The sequence below is a fragment of the Pseudomonas sp. IT-P2 genome, from assembly GCF_949767575.1.
Taxonomy (GTDB): Bacteria; Pseudomonadota; Gammaproteobacteria; order Pseudomonadales; family Pseudomonadaceae; genus Aquipseudomonas; species Aquipseudomonas pharyngis.
In genome coordinates this window covers 20,568-36,217 of record NZ_CATKQA010000033.1, presented here as the reverse complement: position 1 = coordinate 36,217, position 15,650 = coordinate 20,568, and the positions used below count along the sequence as shown (strand labels likewise).

Below are 15,650 nucleotides of genomic sequence, written 5' to 3'. Positions count from 1 at the left end.
TCCATGACCGAACAACAACGCCTCGAACTCGAAGCCGCCGCCTTCCGCCGGCTGGTCGCCCACCTGGACAGCCGCAAGGACGTGCAGAACATTGACCTGATGAACCTCGCCGGGTTCTGCCGCAACTGCCTGTCCAAGTGGTACAAGGCCGAGGCCGACGAGCGCCGGATCGAGGTCAGCCTCGACGATGCCCGTGAAGTGGTTTACGGCATGCCGTACGCCGACTGGAAAGCCCAATATCAGCAAGAAGCCAGCGCCGAACAGCAAGCGGCGTTTGCCAAAGGAAAACCCAATGAGTGATCTGAACACCCTGCGCGCCAGCCTCAAGAGCGGCGAACACGTTTTTGCCGACACCCTGTCCTTCATCGCCGCCGGTTACGACTACCAGCCGCAGGCGTTCAACAACGGTGGCGTGGAAAACGCCGCCGGGCAGAACGAAGGTTCGTGCAAGACCCTGGGTCTGGCGTTGCTGGAAGGCTTGAGCGATGAAGAAGCACTGCTGGCGTTCGGCGAACACTACCGTTCGGTCGTGGCAACCCCTGAAGGCAGCGATCACGGCAATATCCGTGCGCTGATCCAGCACGGTCTGGCGGGCGTGAAATTCGAAGCGCAACCGCTGACCCGCCGCTGATTCCGAGCGAATCGCAGGCATGAAAAAACCGGCCAATTGGCCGGTTTTTTTCGTCAGATCGTTCCCACGCTCTGCGTGGGAATGCAGCCGGGGACGCTCCGCGTCCCAAGGACGCAGAGCGTCCAGATGAGGCATTCCCACGCAGAGCGTGGGAACGATCATTGTCGTGTTGTCTGCGATCTTAGAACGAAGCGTTCTGCAGACCGTCCAGGTAACGCTCGGTGTCCAGTGCCGCCATACAGCCAGCGCCGGCCGAGGTGATGGCCTGACGGTAAACGTGGTCGGCCACGTCGCCGGCAGCGAAGATGCCTTCGACGCTGGTCGCGGTGGCGTTGCCTTCACGGCCGCCCTGAACGACGAGGTAACCGTCCTTCAGCTCCAGCTGACCTTCGAACAGCGAGGTGTTCGGGGTGTGGCCGATCGCGATGAACACGCCGTCGACCTTGATTTCGTCGAAGCTGCCGTCGTTGTTCTTCAGACGTGCACCGGTCACGCCCATGTTGTCGCCCAGCACTTCGTCCAGGGTCGCGTTCAGTTTCAGCTCGATCTTGCCTTCGGCCACACGGGCGTTGAGCTTGTCGATCAGGATCTTCTCGGCGCGGAAGGTTTCGCGACGGTGGATCAGGGTGACCTTGCTGGCGATGTTGGCCAGGTACAGGGCTTCTTCGACAGCGGTGTTGCCGCCACCGACAACGGCCACCGGCTTGTTGCGATAGAAGAAACCGTCGCAGGTCGCGCAGGCCGAAACGCCTTTACCCATGAACGCCTCTTCCGACGGCAGGCCCAGGTAACGAGCGCTGGCGCCGGTAGCAATGATCAGCGCGTCGCAGGTGTAGGTGCCGCTGTCGCCGGTCAGGCTGTATGGCTTGGAAGCGAAGTCCACAGCATTGATGTGATCGAAGACGATCTCGGTTTCAAAACGCTCGGCGTGCTCACGCATGCGCTCCATCAGCACCGGGCCGGTCAGACCATGGACGTCGCCCGGCCAGTTGTCGACTTCGGTGGTGGTGGTCAGTTGACCGCCGGCCTGCATGCCGGTGATCAGCAGCGGCTTGAGGTTGGCGCGGGCAGCGTAGACGGCAGCGCTGTAACCGGCAGGGCCGGAACCGAGGATGATCACTCGCGAATGACGGACTTCAGACATGAACCTGCTCCTGTTGACCGGCCAAGACACCTGGCCGGACGCCGGACTGCCGGCGGGAATAAAAAAGGACTGTGGATAACCTTGGGGAAGGCGTGAGCTCGACAGTCCTGTAAAAAGTTGGGTGCAGCGTATCGAGGGGGGCAAGATTAAGGAAATACGGTTTAACAATCCAGCTCATAGGTGGTCTCTATGCCGACACACTGACGAGATGGACGTCTTTGTTACAGTGAATGTCGATCCCGCTGCCGCGCTTTCACAGGTTCTGCAAAGTCGGTAAGGTCGGCGCGTTTTCCCTTGCTCGGAGCACCTTATGCCCGCCCCTGTTCTGTCCGGCCCGCAATACCTGCGCGAAGGCCTCAAACTGGTCTTGAGCCCGGGCCTGCGCCTGTTCGTGCTGCTGCCGCTGGCCATCAATCTGGTGCTGTTCGTCGGATTGATCTATCTGGCCGGTCACCAGTTCAGCCTCTGGGTCGACACGCTGATGCCGTCGCTGCCCGAATGGCTGAGCTTTCTCAGTTACATCCTGTGGCCGCTGTTCGTGGTGCTGGTGGCGTTGATGGTGTTCTTCACCTTCACCATGCTGGCCAACGTGATCGCCGCCCCATTCAACGGTTTCCTCGCGGAAAAGGTTGAAGTGGTGGTACGCGGCACCGACGACTTCCCGGCCTTCAGCTGGGGTGAACTGATCGCCATGATCCCGCGCACCCTGGCCCGGGAAATGCGCAAGCTCGGTTACTTCCTGCCCCGGGCGATCGGCCTGTTCATCCTCTCGTTCATCCCGGTGGTGAACATCGTCGCCGCACCGCTGTGGCTGTTGTTCGGGGTGTGGATGATGGCGATCCAGTACATCGACTACCCGGCGGATAACCACAAGCTCGGCTGGAACGAAATGCTCGCCTGGCTGCGCCAGAAACGCTGGCAGAGCATGAGCTTCGGCGGGATCGTTTATCTGGTGTTGCTGATTCCGGTGGTCAATATCCTGATGATGCCGGCCGCCGTGGCTGGCGCGACGCTGTTCTGGGTGCGTGAGCGCGGAGCCGAGAATCTGGTGACTCAACGCTAAGTCACAAATCCATCATCCGAACGTCACAACCACGACATGGCCTCAGCCGACACTGAGGTCATGACGACAGCTCTACATATCACCCTCATCAGCGAAACCTTCCCACCGGAAATCAACGGCGTGGCCAATACCCTTGGCCGCTTGTGCGACGGCTTGCGCGCACGCGGGCATCGGGTGGAACTGGTGCGACCGCGTCAGGCCGACGATCCGCAGCGAAGTGAAGATGACTCGCTGCTGCTGTGCCGAGGCTGGCCGTTGCCGGGTTATCCGGGGCTGCAATGGGGGCAGTCGTCGATGCACAAGTTGCTGCGGCGCTGGACGCGCCAGCGCCCGGACGTGCTCTATATCGCCACCGAAGGCCCGCTCGGGTTGTCGGCATTGCGCGCGGCACGGCGTCTGGGGATTGCCGTGGTCAGCGGCTTTCATACCAATTTCCAGCAGTACACCCACCAATATGGGCTGGGTTTGCTGACGCGCTTGCTCACCCACTATCTGCGCTGGTTTCACAATCGTTCGGCCCTGACCCTGGTGCCGAGCGTCAGCCAGCGCCTGGAACTGGAGCGCCGGCACTTCGAGCGCCTGGCGCTGCTGTCGCGAGGTGTCGACAGTCAGTTGTTTCACCCGGCCAAGCGCCTGAATGCCTTGCGTGAGCAATGGGGTCTTGGCGAGCAGGACATTGCGGTCATTCACGTAGGACGCCTGGCACCAGAGAAGAATCTGGGCCTGCTCAAGCGCAGTTTCGAAAAGCTCGCCGGCACTTATCCACAACGCAATCTGAAGCTGATCGTGGTCGGCGACGGGCCGCAACGAATGGCACTGGAAAATGAACTGCCCGAGGCAATTTTCTGCGGCTCGCAACGGGGCGAAGCGCTGGCGGCGCACTATGCATCGGGGGATGTGTTTTTGTTTCCGAGCCTGACCGAAACCTTCGGCAACGTCGTGCTGGAAGCGCTGGCCTCGGGCCTCGGGGTGGTGGCTTACGATCAGGCTGCGGCGGCCCAGCATATTCGCCATGGCTACAACGGCGTGCTGGCGATGCCCGGGGATGAAGAGGCGTTCTGCGAGGCAGCGGCGTGGCTGCTGGAAGAGGATGAACGGTTGCGCTGCGTACGCCTGAACGCACGCCAACACGCCAGCCGCCAGGGTTGGGCGGCTATCGTCGAACAGTTTGAAAACCATTTGTTGGGGGCTTGCCGCGACCTGCGCGACAAGCCTCCCACAACGATCAAACCAGCGTCATCAACGCCTCACGGCTGAACGGCAGAATGTCCTGCTCGCGGCCTTCGCGCACTTTCAGCGCCCAGTCCGGATCCACCAGCAGCGCACGCCCCACTGCCACCAGATCGAACTCGTCGTTGTTCAGACGCTCCAGCAGTTTTTCCAGACTGGCCGGTTGCGCGACCTTGTCGGTGTTGACCATGAACTGCAGGAACTCGCCGTCGAGGCCGACGCTGCCGACGGTGATGGTCGGTTTGCCGGTCAGCTTGCGTGTCCAGCCAGCCAGGTTCAGGTCGGAACCGTCGAATTCCGGCTCCCAGAAACGGCGCGTCGAGCAGTGGAAAATGTCCACGCCGGCGTCGGACAACGGCTTGAGGAACTCGCCCAGCGCTTCGGCGGTTTGCACCAGACGCGCGGTGTAGTCCTGCTGTTTCCACTGCGAGAAGCGGAAGATGATCGGGAAGCCTTCGCCCACCGCCTCACGTACGGCCTGAATCAGCTCGATGGCGAAACGCGAACGGTTGGCCAGGCTGCCACCGTATTCGTCGGTGCGCTGGTTGCTGCCCTCCCAGAAGAACTGGTCGATCAGGTAACCGTGGGCGCCGTGGATTTCCACGCCGTCCATGCCGATGCTCTGGGCATCTTTCGCCGCTTGGGCGAAGGCGGCGATCACGTCCTGAATGTCCTGTTTGGTCATGCCGTGTACGACGACCTGACCGTCCTTGAGTTTTTCCGACGGGCCATAACCCGGCACGCTCGCGTCCGGCTCGGTGCCCAGACGGCGCACATTGCCGACGTGCCACAGTTGCGGAACGATTTTGCCGCCTTCGGCGTGTACCGCTTCCACGACTTTTTTCCAACCGGCCAGCGCGGCTTCACCGTAGAAGTGCGGCACGTTCGGGTAACCGTTGGAAGCCTGATGGCCGACGGTAGTGCCTTCGGTGATGATCAGACCGACGCCGGCCGCCGCGCGGCGACGGTAGTACTCGATCACTTTGGAATTGGGGACGCCACCCGGGGAAAACGAACGGGTCATCGGTGCCATGACCACGCGGGTCGGCAGTTCGAGGGCACCGAGCTGGAACGGTTTGAACAGGGCTTGCACGGGCATGGGAGGCTCCACGAAAAGTTGATCGACGGGCATGCGATTCATATGACGGCGATAATATGTTTAGTTCCACCCAGCCGATAGCACTATTGATCTGAATGATTAAGGGTCAAAAGGCAGGCGAAAAAAATCGCAGCTCGATGGCTGCGATTTTTGTGCTTCAGCTCAGGGCTTTTTCAATCGCCGTGATCACCGAAGGATCATCCGGCGCCGTGCGCGGCGAGAATCGCGCCAGCACCCGACCGTCCTTGCCGAGCAGGAATTTCTCGAAATTCCAGGTGATGTCACCGGGAAACTCCGCGCCCTCGCCCGCCAGCAGACGGTACAGCTGATGGCGGTCGTGACCGTTGACTTCGAGCTTTTTCGACAATGGAAAACTCACGCCATAGTTGAGGCTGCAGAATTCCTGGATCTCCTGCTCACTGCCCGGTTCCTGGCCGGCAAACTGGTTGCACGGCAGGCCCAGCACACTGAAGCCTTTGCCTTTGTATTGCTGATAAAGGTTTTCCAGTGCCGCGTACTGTGGGGTCAAGCCGCATTTGGAGGCGACGTTGACCACCAGCACGACTTGGCCCTTGAAGGGTGCCAGCGGTAGCTCCTGGCCATCCAGGGCTGTCAACTTAAGGTCGTGAAAAGCACTCATGACGAACTCCAGATTCCCGTTTTCTACTCGAAACAGCCACTTGGCGAGACCACCAAGGACAGCCGCGGACTAAAAAGGCGCCCTCGGGCGCCTCTCCAGTACTCGAAAGCTTAGCGCAGAAAATCAGTGGTGATGGCCACCTTCGCCATGGACGTGACCATGAGCGATTTCTTCCTGGCTGGCATCACGGATGGCAACGACCTTCACTTTGAAGTTCAGGCGCTGACCGGCCAGCGGGTGGTTGCCGTCGACAGTGACGTCGTCGCCGTCCAGGTCACGAATGGTGACGATCTGCATCTGGCCGTCCGGCGCCGAAGCGTGGAACTGCATGCCGACTTCCAGCTCGTCAACGCCTTCGAACATGCTGCGGCTCAGGGTGCTGACCAGTTCGGCGGCGTATTCGCCGTAGGCATCTTCCGGCTCGACGGAAACGTCCAGCTCGTTGCCGACTTCTTTACCTTCCAGGGCTTTTTCCAGGCCCGGGATGATGTTGCCTGCGCCATGCAGGTAGACCAGCGGAGCGCCGCCGGCGGAGCTGTCGATGACCTCACCAGCGTCGTTGGTCAGGGTATAGTCGATGGAGACAGCCTTATTGGCGGCGATCAGCATGGGGCGAGACCTTTTGCATAAGAATGAAGAACGGACAAGTCTAAACAAGGATTTGCCCGAAAGCGAACAGAACCCGGACAGACGGGACGGATTGGCGCCCGTGACGGTCAGCGGATTCCATCAGGATGAGGACGGCCACTGGGTCGCCGAGCTCTCCTGCGGCCACACCCAGCACCTGCGCCACCTCCCGCCCTGGCAGTCCCGGGCGTGGGTGCTGGACGCCGCTCAACGTATTGAAAAAATAGGCCAACCCTTTGCTTGCGGTTGGTGCGCACAAGGCTCGGTTAGCGATAACCTTGGCGACTGAATTGCGGCAGATCGGCACACAGAGACGATCGCCATTGCCATGCACCCTTAGAGAATCCGCATGCAAACTTTTTTTATCGCGCCCACCGACTTTGGTGTGGGTCTGACCTCCATCAGCCTCGGGCTGGTGCGTACGCTGGAGCGGGCCGGGCTGAAAGTCGGCTTCTTCAAACCGATTGCCCAGCCGCATCCGGGCGACACCGGCCCTGAGCGCTCCACCGAGCTGGTGGCCCGCACCCACGGCCTGAAACCGCCGCAGCCACTGGGCCTGGCCCACGTCGAGCGGATGCTCGGCGACGGCCAGCTCGACGAGTTGCTCGAAGAAATCATCACCCTCTACCAGCAGGCCGCCATCGGCAAAGACGTGCTGGTCGTCGAAGGCATGGTGCCGACCCGCAGCGCCAGCTACGCCGCGCGGGTCAACCTGCACCTGGCCAAGAGCCTCGATGCCGAGGTGATTCTGGTCTCGGCCCCGGAAAACGAAGTGCTGACCGAGCTGTCCGGCCGCGTCGAGTTGCAGGCGCAGTTGTTCGGTGGGCCGAAAGACCCGAAAGTCCTCGGCGTGATCCTCAACAAGGTCAAGACCGACGAAAGCATGGACGCCTTCGCCGCGCGTCTGAAAGAGCATTCGCCATTGCTGCGCACGGGGGATTTCCGTCTGCTCGGCTGCATTCCGTTCCAGCCTGAACTCAACGCCCCGCGCACCCGCGACGTCGCCGACCTGATGGGCGCCCAGGTGCTCAACGCCGGCGACTACGAAACCCGGCGCATGACCAAGACCATCATTTGCGCGCGCACCATGCGCAACACCGTGGATCTGCTCAAGCCCGGCGTGCTGGTGGTAACCCCTGGCGATCGCGACGACATCATCCTCGCCGTCAGCCTCGCGGCCATCAACGGCGTACCGCTGGCCGGCCTGCTGCTGACCAGCGACACCCTGCCCGATCCGCGCATCATGGACCTGTGCCGTGGCGCGTTGCAGGCTGGCTTGCCGGTGCTGTCGGTGAGCACCGGCTCCTACGACACCGCCAACCTGCTCAACGGCCTGAACAAGGAAATCCCCGTCGATGACCGCGAACGTGCGGAGATCATTACCGACTTCGTCGCCAGTCACCTCGATGCCAACTGGCTGCACCAGCGCTGTGGCACGCCACGGGAAATGCGCCTGTCGCCGGCGGTGTTCCGCTATCAATTGATTCAACGCGCGCAGGCCGCCAACAAACGCATCGTCCTGCCCGAAGGCAGCGAGCCGTTCACCGTGCAGGCGGCGGCGATCTGTCAGGAGCGCGGGATTGCCCGTTGCGTGCTGCTGGCCAAACCGGCGGACGTCGAAGCCGTCGCCCGGGCCCAGGGCATCGTGTTGCCGCCGGGGCTGGAAATTCTCGATCCGGACCTGATCCGTGAGCGCTACGTCGAACCGATGGTCGCCCTGCGCAAGAGCAAAAGCCTCAACGCGCCGATGGCCGAGCAGCAATTGGAAGACACCGTGGTGATCGGCACCATGATGCTGGCGCTGGATGAAGTCGACGGGCTGGTTTCCGGCGTCATCAACACCACCGCCAACACCATCCGCCCGGCCTTGCAGTTGATCAAGACGGCGCCGGGCTGCACGCTGGTGTCGTCGGTGTTCTTCATGCTGTTTCCCGAAGAAGTACTGGTCTACGGCGACTGCGTGATGAACCCGCACCCGAGCGCCAGCGAACTGGCGGAGATCGCCCTGCAAAGCGCCGACTCGGCCGCCGCCTTCGGCATCACCCCGCGCGTGGCGATGATCAGCTACTCCAGCGGCGAATCCGCCACCGGCGAAGAAGTCGAGAAAGTCCGCGAAGCCACCCTGCTCGCCCACGAACAACAGCACTCGCTGCTGATCGACGGGCCGTTGCAGTACGACGCCGCCGCCAACGAAACCGTGGCCCGGCAACTGGCGCCGAACAGCCAGGTGGCCGGTCGCGCCACGGTGTTCGTGTTCCCCGACCTGAACACCGGCAACACCACCCACAAAGCCGTGCAGCGCAGCGCCGATTGCGTGAGCCTCGGCCCGATGCTGCAAGGCCTGCGCAAACCGGTGAACGATCTGCCGCGCGGCGCGCAGGTCGATGACATCGTCTACACCATCGCCCTGACCGCGATTCAGGCTGCCAACCGACCTCTGGATATCTGACCCGATGCTGGCTTTTCTCCCTGCCACCCTGCGCGGCGTAATCGCCGCGCTGCTGCTGGCGCTGAACACGATTCTGCTGTGCTCGTTCCTGTTTCTCGTGGCACTGATCAAAGTGCTGCCGTTCGACCTCGCACGCCGCGCCTCACGCTGGCTGATGAGCCACACCCACGAAGCCTGGATCAGCAACAACAAAGGCTGGATGAACCTGGTGCGCCGCACCCGCTGGCACCTCAGCGGTCTGCAAGGTCTGGACTACCAGCACTCGTACCTGATCACCAGCAACCACCAGAGCTGGGTCGACATCCTGGTGCTGCAATACGTGCTCAACCGACGCATCCAGCCGTTGAAGTTCTTTCTCAAGCAGGAACTGATCTGGGTCCCGGTCATCGGCCTGGCGTGGTGGACACTGGGCTTCCCGTTCATGAAGCGCTATTCAAAAGCCTATCTGGAAAAACACCCGGAAAAGAAAGGCAAAGACCTCGAAACCACCCGCAAGACCTGCGCGAAATTCCGCGACAATCCGGTAGGCATCTTCAACTTCGTCGAGGGCACACGCTTTACCGAAGGCAAGCATGCGCAGCAGCAATCACCGTTCAAATACCTGCTCAAGCCCAAGGCCGGCGGCATCGCATTCGTGCTGGATGCGATGGGCGAACAGCTGGAATCGATCGTCAACGTCACCATCCACTACCCGGGCGGACGCCCTGGCTTCTGGGATCTGTTGTGCGGCAACGTCCGAGACGTAGTGGTGCACTTCGAAGAACTGAAAATCCCACCGCAGTTCATCGGCAAAAACTACGACCAGGACGGCGAATACCGCCTGCAATTCCAGGGCTGGATCAACCAGCTTTGGCAAGACAAGGATGCGTTGCTCGAACAGATGCACCGCGAATATCCGGATCGCCGCTAATCGATCGTTCGCACCTTGAGGCACTGATCGTTCCCACGCTCTGCGTCCCTGTCGAAGCGGACGCGGAGCGTCCAATGAGGCATTCCCACGCAGAGCGTGGGAACGATCTATAAAAAACCCGCAGACAATCACTTGTCTGCGGGTTTTCTTTTTGCAGCGAACGCTTAAATCGCGCCACGCTTGCGCAGCAGATCCAGCACCTGCTTGACGCTTTCATCCAGCGACAGCGACTGGGTGTCGATCACCAGATCAGCATCCAGCGGCACATCATACGGGAAGGATTCGCCCGGAATGTTGTCGCCACCCGCAGCATACAGACCTTGCGGATCACGCTCGGCGCAAACAGTCGGCGAGGCCTGGACATAGACCGTCAGCAGACGCTCCTTGCCAATCAGATCCTTCGCCTGTTCACGGCCTTCGGCACTCGGCGCGACGAACGCCGCAAGCGTCAGCAGACCCGCTTCGTTGAACTGACGCGCCACATGCGCGGCACGACGCCAGTTCTCGGTGCGACCGGCGCGATCCTGCGGCAGACCCTTGTTGAGATCGTGACGCAGGTTCTGGCCATCCAGCACAAACACCGCACGCCCCAGATCGAACAGCTTGCGCTCGACCGCGTATGCCAAGGTGCTCTTGCCAGCACCGGACAGGCCGCTGAACAGCACGGTAGCCGGTTGCTGACCGAAACGCTGAGCGCGTTCTTCGGTCGCTACATGGGCCAGTTTGCCGTGATGCGTAGCCGTACCGTGGGTCACCGGCTGGGCGACGATCATGCCGGCGCCGACGGTGCCGTTGGTCAAACGGTCGATGACGATGAACGCGCCGGTGGTGCGGTTGCTGTCGTAACCGTCGAGGGCGATCGGCGCGTCGAGCGCGATCTTCACCTTGCCGATTTCGTTGAGCTGCAACGCGCTCGCCGGGCCCTCTTCGAGGGTGTTGACGTCGACCTTGTTGACGATGCTGGCGATGGAGCCCGGCACGTAACTGGTGGCGCGCTTGATGTCGTATTTCTTGCCCGGCAGCATCGGCTCTTCAGCCATCCATACCAGCATCGCTTCGAAGCTGTCGGTCACTGGCGGAACGTTGTCGGCGTGTACCAGCAGGTCGCCACGGGAGATGTCGATCTCGTCTTCCATGGTCAGCGTCACGGCCTGGCCAGGGCCGGCGTGTTCCAGTTCACCTTCGAAAGTGACGATGGATTTCACGCGGCTGCTCTTGCCCGACGGCAGCACCACGACCTCGTCGCCCTTCTTGACGATGCCGCTGGCCAGGGTGCCGGCGAAACCGCGGAAGTTCAGGTTCGGACGGTTGACGTACTGCACCGGGAAACGCAGATCGGTGAAGTTGCGGTCGCCCGCCACTTCCACGGTCTCGAGGATTTCCATCAGCGACTGGCCGGTGTACCACGGCGAGCGCTCGGACTTGTTCACCACGTTGTCGCCCTTCAGAGCGGACATCGGCACGAAGTGCATGCTGGTCGGCTTCATCTTCAAGCCTTCGGCGAACTTCAGGTAGTCGGCCTTGATCGACTCGAACACGCCCTGATCGAAGCCCTTGAGGTCCATCTTGTTGATGGCAACAACGATGTGCTTGATGCCCAACAGGGATGCGATAAAGCTGTGGCGGCGGGTCTGGGTCTGCACGCCGTAACGGGCGTCGACCAGGATGATCGCCAGGTCACAGGTGGACGCACCGGTGGCCATGTTGCGGGTGTACTGCTCATGGCCGGGGGTGTCGGCGATGATGAATTTGCGCTTGGCGGTGGAGAAATAGCGGTAGGCGACATCGATGGTGATGCCCTGCTCGCGCTCGGCCTGCAGGCCGTCGACCAGCAATGCCAGGTCGATGTCGTCACCGGTGGTGCCGACTTTCTTCGAGTCGCGGGTGATGGCTTCGAGGTGATCTTCGTAGATCATCTTCGAGTCGTGCAGCAGGCGCCCGATCAGGGTGCTCTTGCCGTCATCGACGTTACCGCAGGTCAAAAAGCGCAGCAGCTCTTTACGTTCGTGCTGGCCCAGGTAGGCGAGGATGTCCTCGCTGATCAAATCAGATGCGTGGCTCATTGCATTCAAGCTCCGAGCTGTAAGCTTCAAGCGGCAAGCTTGTCGGCGTACAGCTAGTCAGAAATTTTGTTAATCAACCCGCCCAGCATTCGAGAAAGCTCGCGAGTTTCCATAATCCAGTTTTCAGCCAGCGGGTCTGCGATATATGCAATGTCTCGAGCAATAAGGACCTGGGTTCGCAACTCCCCACAAGAGCCTTTCGCAACCCAAAGAAAATGAATTTTTTCTCTGGTACTACGACGCTCCATGCCCTCGGCGATATTGGAAGGCACTGAAAGTGCTGAGCGGGTGATTTGGTCCTTGAATCCAAAATCCCCACATCGTGCGAACTCTCTGTAGATCCCCACTGCCAGACACTTGCTTCGCTGCCAAACAACCAGCTTCTCGAAATCCATTACGAGCCATCCGATTCCGGCTCACAGCAACCGTCTGCAAGCACCAAACTGCAAAGTTACGCATACCGCCTTTAACTTGCAGCTTGCGGCTTGTAACTCGAAGCTTAAAAGTACCCCTGACGTTTCTTGTCTTCCATCGAGCCTGCGCCATCGTGGTCGATGACCCGGCCCTGGCGCTCGGAAGTTCGCGTCAGGAGCATTTCCTGAATGATGTCCGTCAGGCTTTCGGCCTCGGACTCCACCGCGCCCGTCAACGGGTAGCAGCCAAGGGTACGGAAACGCACTTTCTTTTTGACGATGCGCGCCTTGTCCTCATCGGACAGGTGCTCGAGGATGCGCTCGTCGTCGATCATGATCAGCGTGCCGTTCTTTTCGATCACTTCGCGTTCGGCGGCGAAGTACAAAGGTACGATCGGGATGCCTTCGAGGTAGATGTACTGCCAGATGTCCAGCTCGGTCCAGTTCGACAGCGGGAACACACGAATGGATTCGCCCTTGTTGACCTTGCCGTTGTAGACGTTCCACAGCTCGGGACGCTGGTTCTTCGGGTCCCAGCGGTGTTTGCTGTCACGGAACGAGTAGACGCGCTCCTTGGCGCGGGACTTCTCTTCATCGCGACGGGCACCGCCGAAAGCGGCGTCGAAACCATGCTTGTCGAGTGCCTGCTTCAGGCCCTCGGTCTTCATGATGTCGGTGTGCTTGGCGCTGCCGTGGGTGAACGGGTTGATGTTCTGCGCCACGCCATCGGGGTTGATGTGAGTGATGAGGTCCAGGCCAAGCTCTTCGACCATCTTGTCGCGGAACTTGTACATTTCCTGGAATTTCCAGCGGGTGTCGACGTGCATCACCGGAAACGGCAGTTTGCCCGGGAAGAACGCCTTGCGTGCCAGATGCAGCATCACGGCGGAGTCTTTACCGATGGAGTACAGCATCACCGGGTTGTCGAACTCGGCGGCCACCTCGCGGATGATGTGGATGCTTTCCGCCTCCAGCTGTTTCAGATGCGTCAGTTTGTCGACCATGGCTACTCACGAAAGCTTTCTTATGAACGGCCAGCGGGCCGTGTTCGAGCGGGGAATCCTAGCACAGCGACCCCTTCTAATCAGGACGCCAACTAGATCGAAAGGGTATATGAATATGCCTGCCTGTTCGGGCGCTCAGATCGGATTCGGGCAATCGATAAAGATGTGCTCCAGCGCAAAACGTTTCGCCAGATAATCGCCCAGCGCCTGCACGCCATAGCGTTCGGTGGCGTGGTGGCCGGCGGCGATGAAGCTGATGTCGTTTTCCCGGGCGCTGTGGAACGTCTGCTCGGAGGCTTCGCCGCTGAGGAACAGATCGACGCCGGCAGCGATGGCGTTGTCGATGTAGCCCTGACCGCCGCCGGTGCACCAGCCAACACGGCGGATCATCGCACTGCCTTCGACCAGCAGCGGCTCACGGCCCATGACTTCCTGCACTTTGCGAGCGAAGTCACGCGGAGTCATCGGCTCGCTCAGTGAACCGACCAGACCGACGATCTTCAGATTGTCCGGATCCAGCGGCCCTTCGACGGTGATGTCCAGCTGACGGGCCAGTTGCACGTTATTGCCGACGTCCGGGTGCAGATCCAGCGGCAGGTGATAACCGAGCAGACTGATGTCGTGCTTGAGCAGCGTCTTCAAACGGCGCTGCTTCATGCCGGTAATGCACGGGTTCTCGCCCTTCCAGAAATAACCGTGATGCACCAGCACCAGATCGGCTTCGGCTTCGACGGCGGCATCGAGCAACGCCTGGCTGGCGGTGACACCACTGACGATGCGCATCACCTGCGGACGGCCCTCGACCTGCAGACCATTGGGGCAATAATCGGCAATTTTCGCACTGCCAAGGTAACGGTCGGCTTCTTCGACCAGGGTGCTCAGGGCGACGGCCATGAAAGACTCCTAAATATCCCGTTCAGAGGCACGCGCGGCCTCGTATAATGCGCGACATTACGGGCGGTCTGACCCCGCCTGCAACTTTTCCAGGACGTGCTTAATGCTCAAGGCGCTGCGTTTTTTCGGCTGGCCGCTGTTGGCCGGCGTGCTTATCGCTCTGTTGATTATTCAGCGTTACCCGCAGTGGGTCGGGCTTCCGAGCCTCGACGTCAACCTGCAACAGGCCCCGCAGACCACCAGCGTGCAGCAGGGGCCGGTGTCCTATGCCGACGCGGTGAGCATCGCCGCGCCGTCGGTGGTTAACCTGTACACCACCAAAGTCATCAACAAACCAAGCCATCCGCTGTTCGAAGACCCGCAGTTCCGCCGCTTCTTCGGTGACAACTCGCCGAAGCAGAAGCGCATGGAATCGAGCCTCGGCTCCGGGGTGATCATGAGCCCGGAAGGCTACATCCTGACCAACAACCACGTCACCAGCGGTGCCGACCAGATCGTCGTGGCGCTCAAGGACGGTCGCGAAACCCTGGCCCGAGTGATCGGCAGCGACCCGGAAACCGACCTCGCAGTCCTGAAGATCGACCTGAAAACCCTGCCGTCGATCACCGTCGGCCGCTCCGACAACATCCGCATCGGCGACGTCGCACTGGCCATCGGCAACCCGTTCGGCGTCGGCCAGACCGTGACCATGGGCATCATCAGCGCCACCGGCCGTAATCAGCTGGGCCTGAACAACTACGAAGACTTCATCCAGACCGACGCGGCGATCAACCCGGGCAACTCCGGCGGCGCACTGGTCGACGCCAACGGCAACCTCACCGGCATCAACACCGCGATTTTCTCCAAGTCCGGCGGCTCCCAGGGCATCGGTTTTGCGATCCCGGTGAAACTGGCGATGGAAGTGATGAAATCGATCATCGAGCACGGCCAGGTGATTCGCGGCTGGCTCGGCATCGAAGTACAACCGCTGACTCAGGAACTGGCCGAGTCGTTTGGCCTGTCCGGGCGTCCGGGAATCGTCGTGGCGGGGATTTTCCGCGACGGCCCGGCCCAGAAGGCCGGCCTGCAACTGGGTGACGTGATCCTGAGCATCGACGGCGAACCGGCCGGTGATGGCCGCAAGTCGATGAATCAGGTTGCACGGATCAAGCCGACCGACAAGGTCACGATTCAGGTGATGCGCAATGGCAAGGAGTTGAAGCTGACCGCCGAGATCGGTCTGCGTCCGCCGCCGGCACCGATGAAGGAAAAAGAAGAGTAAGACTCGCCCCAAATGGCTATGAAAGCGGGGGCGTTCGCGCCGCCCCCTCACCCAGACATGCAATGTGTCTGAATGTCCTTTGATTGCGTTCGCGATAACTTTCCAAACCAATGAATCTAGCTCACCTGTCAGATATGACAGGTGAGCTCAGTTCGTCTGTCTATTAATGTTGAGCTTCCGCAACTCGGCCACAGAGAGTTGAGTTTGATCCCATCAACTTCG

Annotated in this window: 16 protein-coding genes; 8 read left to right on the top strand and 8 right to left on the bottom strand. The window is 60.8% G+C overall.

What is annotated here, in order from left to right; translation table 11 throughout:
* Positions 1–3 precede the first annotated feature (3 nt).
* On the top strand, positions 4–300 hold the full coding sequence (locus ACM6JM_RS16270; RefSeq protein WP_007957206.1) for a DUF1244 domain-containing protein: 297 nt from the start codon (positions 4–6) through the stop codon (positions 298–300).
* Entirely contained in the window at positions 293–631 is a 339-nt protein-coding gene (locus ACM6JM_RS16265) for a HopJ type III effector protein (protein ID WP_011332495.1), read from the top strand. The genes ACM6JM_RS16270 and ACM6JM_RS16265 overlap by 8 nt, the downstream gene beginning before the upstream one ends.
* A gap of 181 nt (positions 632–812) precedes the next feature.
* On the opposite strand, the gene trxB is transcribed toward ACM6JM_RS16265, so the two are convergent.
* Positions 813–1,775 (bottom strand): thioredoxin-disulfide reductase, encoded by a 963-nt coding sequence (trxB, locus tag ACM6JM_RS16260; protein WP_039769336.1) that lies wholly within the window; start codon positions 1,773–1,775, stop codon positions 813–815.
* 310 nt (positions 1,776–2,085) lie between these two features.
* Here trxB and cysZ point away from each other — a divergent pair, with 310 nt between their 5' ends.
* Both cysZ and ACM6JM_RS16250 read left to right on the top strand, forming a co-directional pair.
* Entirely contained in the window at positions 2,086–2,838 is a 753-nt protein-coding gene (cysZ, locus tag ACM6JM_RS16255) for a sulfate transporter CysZ (protein WP_011332493.1), read from the top strand.
* A gap of 36 nt (positions 2,839–2,874) precedes the next feature.
* Complete coding sequence (locus tag ACM6JM_RS16250) at positions 2,875–4,095, top strand: glycosyltransferase family 4 protein (protein WP_074691789.1); 1,221 nt, start codon at positions 2,875–2,877, stop codon at positions 4,093–4,095.
* Here the strand turns inward: ACM6JM_RS16250 and ACM6JM_RS16245 are convergent.
* The 3 genes from ACM6JM_RS16245 to ACM6JM_RS16235 form a co-directional block, all read right to left on the bottom strand.
* The gene (locus ACM6JM_RS16245; protein WP_074691792.1) at positions 4,064–5,167 is read right to left on the bottom strand and encodes an NADH:flavin oxidoreductase; all 1,104 of its coding nucleotides are present in this window, start codon (positions 5,165–5,167) and stop codon (positions 4,064–4,066) included. The two genes, ACM6JM_RS16250 and ACM6JM_RS16245, sit on opposite strands and share 32 nt — an antisense overlap.
* 157 nt (positions 5,168–5,324) lie before the next feature.
* On the bottom strand, positions 5,325–5,807 hold the full coding sequence (locus tag ACM6JM_RS16240; RefSeq protein WP_007959082.1) for a glutathione peroxidase: 483 nt from the start codon (positions 5,805–5,807) through the stop codon (positions 5,325–5,327).
* 123 nt (positions 5,808–5,930) lie between these two features.
* Positions 5,931–6,416, bottom strand: coding sequence for an FKBP-type peptidyl-prolyl cis-trans isomerase (locus tag ACM6JM_RS16235; RefSeq protein WP_007959084.1), 486 nt, complete (start codon positions 6,414–6,416; stop codon positions 5,931–5,933).
* On the opposite strand from ACM6JM_RS16235, the gene ACM6JM_RS16230 reads away from it, so the two are divergent.
* Genes ACM6JM_RS16230 through ACM6JM_RS16220 form a run of 3 tightly spaced genes read left to right on the top strand, consistent with a single transcriptional unit; the run spans position 6,385 to position 9,793 of the window.
* Positions 6,385–6,723 (top strand): DUF3565 domain-containing protein, encoded by a 339-nt coding sequence (locus ACM6JM_RS16230; RefSeq protein ID WP_039769326.1) that lies wholly within the window; start codon positions 6,385–6,387, stop codon positions 6,721–6,723. The genes ACM6JM_RS16235 and ACM6JM_RS16230 overlap by 32 nt on opposite strands.
* A gap of 60 nt (positions 6,724–6,783) precedes the next feature.
* Positions 6,784–8,883 (top strand): phosphate acetyltransferase, encoded by a 2,100-nt coding sequence (gene pta, locus ACM6JM_RS16225; protein WP_039769324.1) that lies wholly within the window; start codon positions 6,784–6,786, stop codon positions 8,881–8,883.
* Positions 8,884–8,887: 4 nt separating this feature from the next.
* Positions 8,888–9,793: an acyltransferase gene (locus tag ACM6JM_RS16220; protein ID WP_414882209.1), complete on the top strand. Its 906-nt coding sequence runs from the start codon at positions 8,888–8,890 to the stop codon at positions 9,791–9,793.
* A gap of 164 nt (positions 9,794–9,957) precedes the next feature.
* Here ACM6JM_RS16220 and cysN read toward each other — a convergent pair whose 3' ends face one another.
* The 4 genes from cysN to ACM6JM_RS16200 all read right to left on the bottom strand — a co-directional run bounded on the left by cysN (position 9,958) and on the right by ACM6JM_RS16200 (position 14,167).
* Positions 9,958–11,856 carry a sulfate adenylyltransferase subunit CysN gene (cysN, locus tag ACM6JM_RS16215; RefSeq protein WP_085666894.1) on the bottom strand — a complete coding sequence of 633 codons (1,899 nt, stop codon included), beginning with the start codon at positions 11,854–11,856 and terminating at the stop codon, positions 9,958–9,960.
* 53 nt (positions 11,857–11,909) lie between these two features.
* Positions 11,910–12,251, bottom strand: coding sequence for a four helix bundle protein (locus ACM6JM_RS16210; RefSeq protein WP_039769318.1), 342 nt, complete (start codon positions 12,249–12,251; stop codon positions 11,910–11,912).
* 104 nt (positions 12,252–12,355) lie between these two features.
* Positions 12,356–13,273: a sulfate adenylyltransferase subunit CysD gene (gene cysD, locus ACM6JM_RS16205; RefSeq protein WP_007912374.1), complete on the bottom strand. Its 918-nt coding sequence runs from the start codon at positions 13,271–13,273 to the stop codon at positions 12,356–12,358.
* A gap of 135 nt (positions 13,274–13,408) precedes the next feature.
* Positions 13,409–14,167, bottom strand: coding sequence for a Nif3-like dinuclear metal center hexameric protein (locus ACM6JM_RS16200; RefSeq protein ID WP_011332485.1), 759 nt, complete (start codon positions 14,165–14,167; stop codon positions 13,409–13,411).
* 103 nt (positions 14,168–14,270) lie between these two features.
* Between ACM6JM_RS16200 and algW the strand changes: the two genes are divergently transcribed.
* Positions 14,271–15,428: a Do family serine endopeptidase AlgW gene (algW, locus tag ACM6JM_RS16195; protein WP_039769316.1), complete on the top strand. Its 1,158-nt coding sequence runs from the start codon at positions 14,271–14,273 to the stop codon at positions 15,426–15,428.
* Positions 15,429–15,650: the final 222 nt, after the last annotated feature.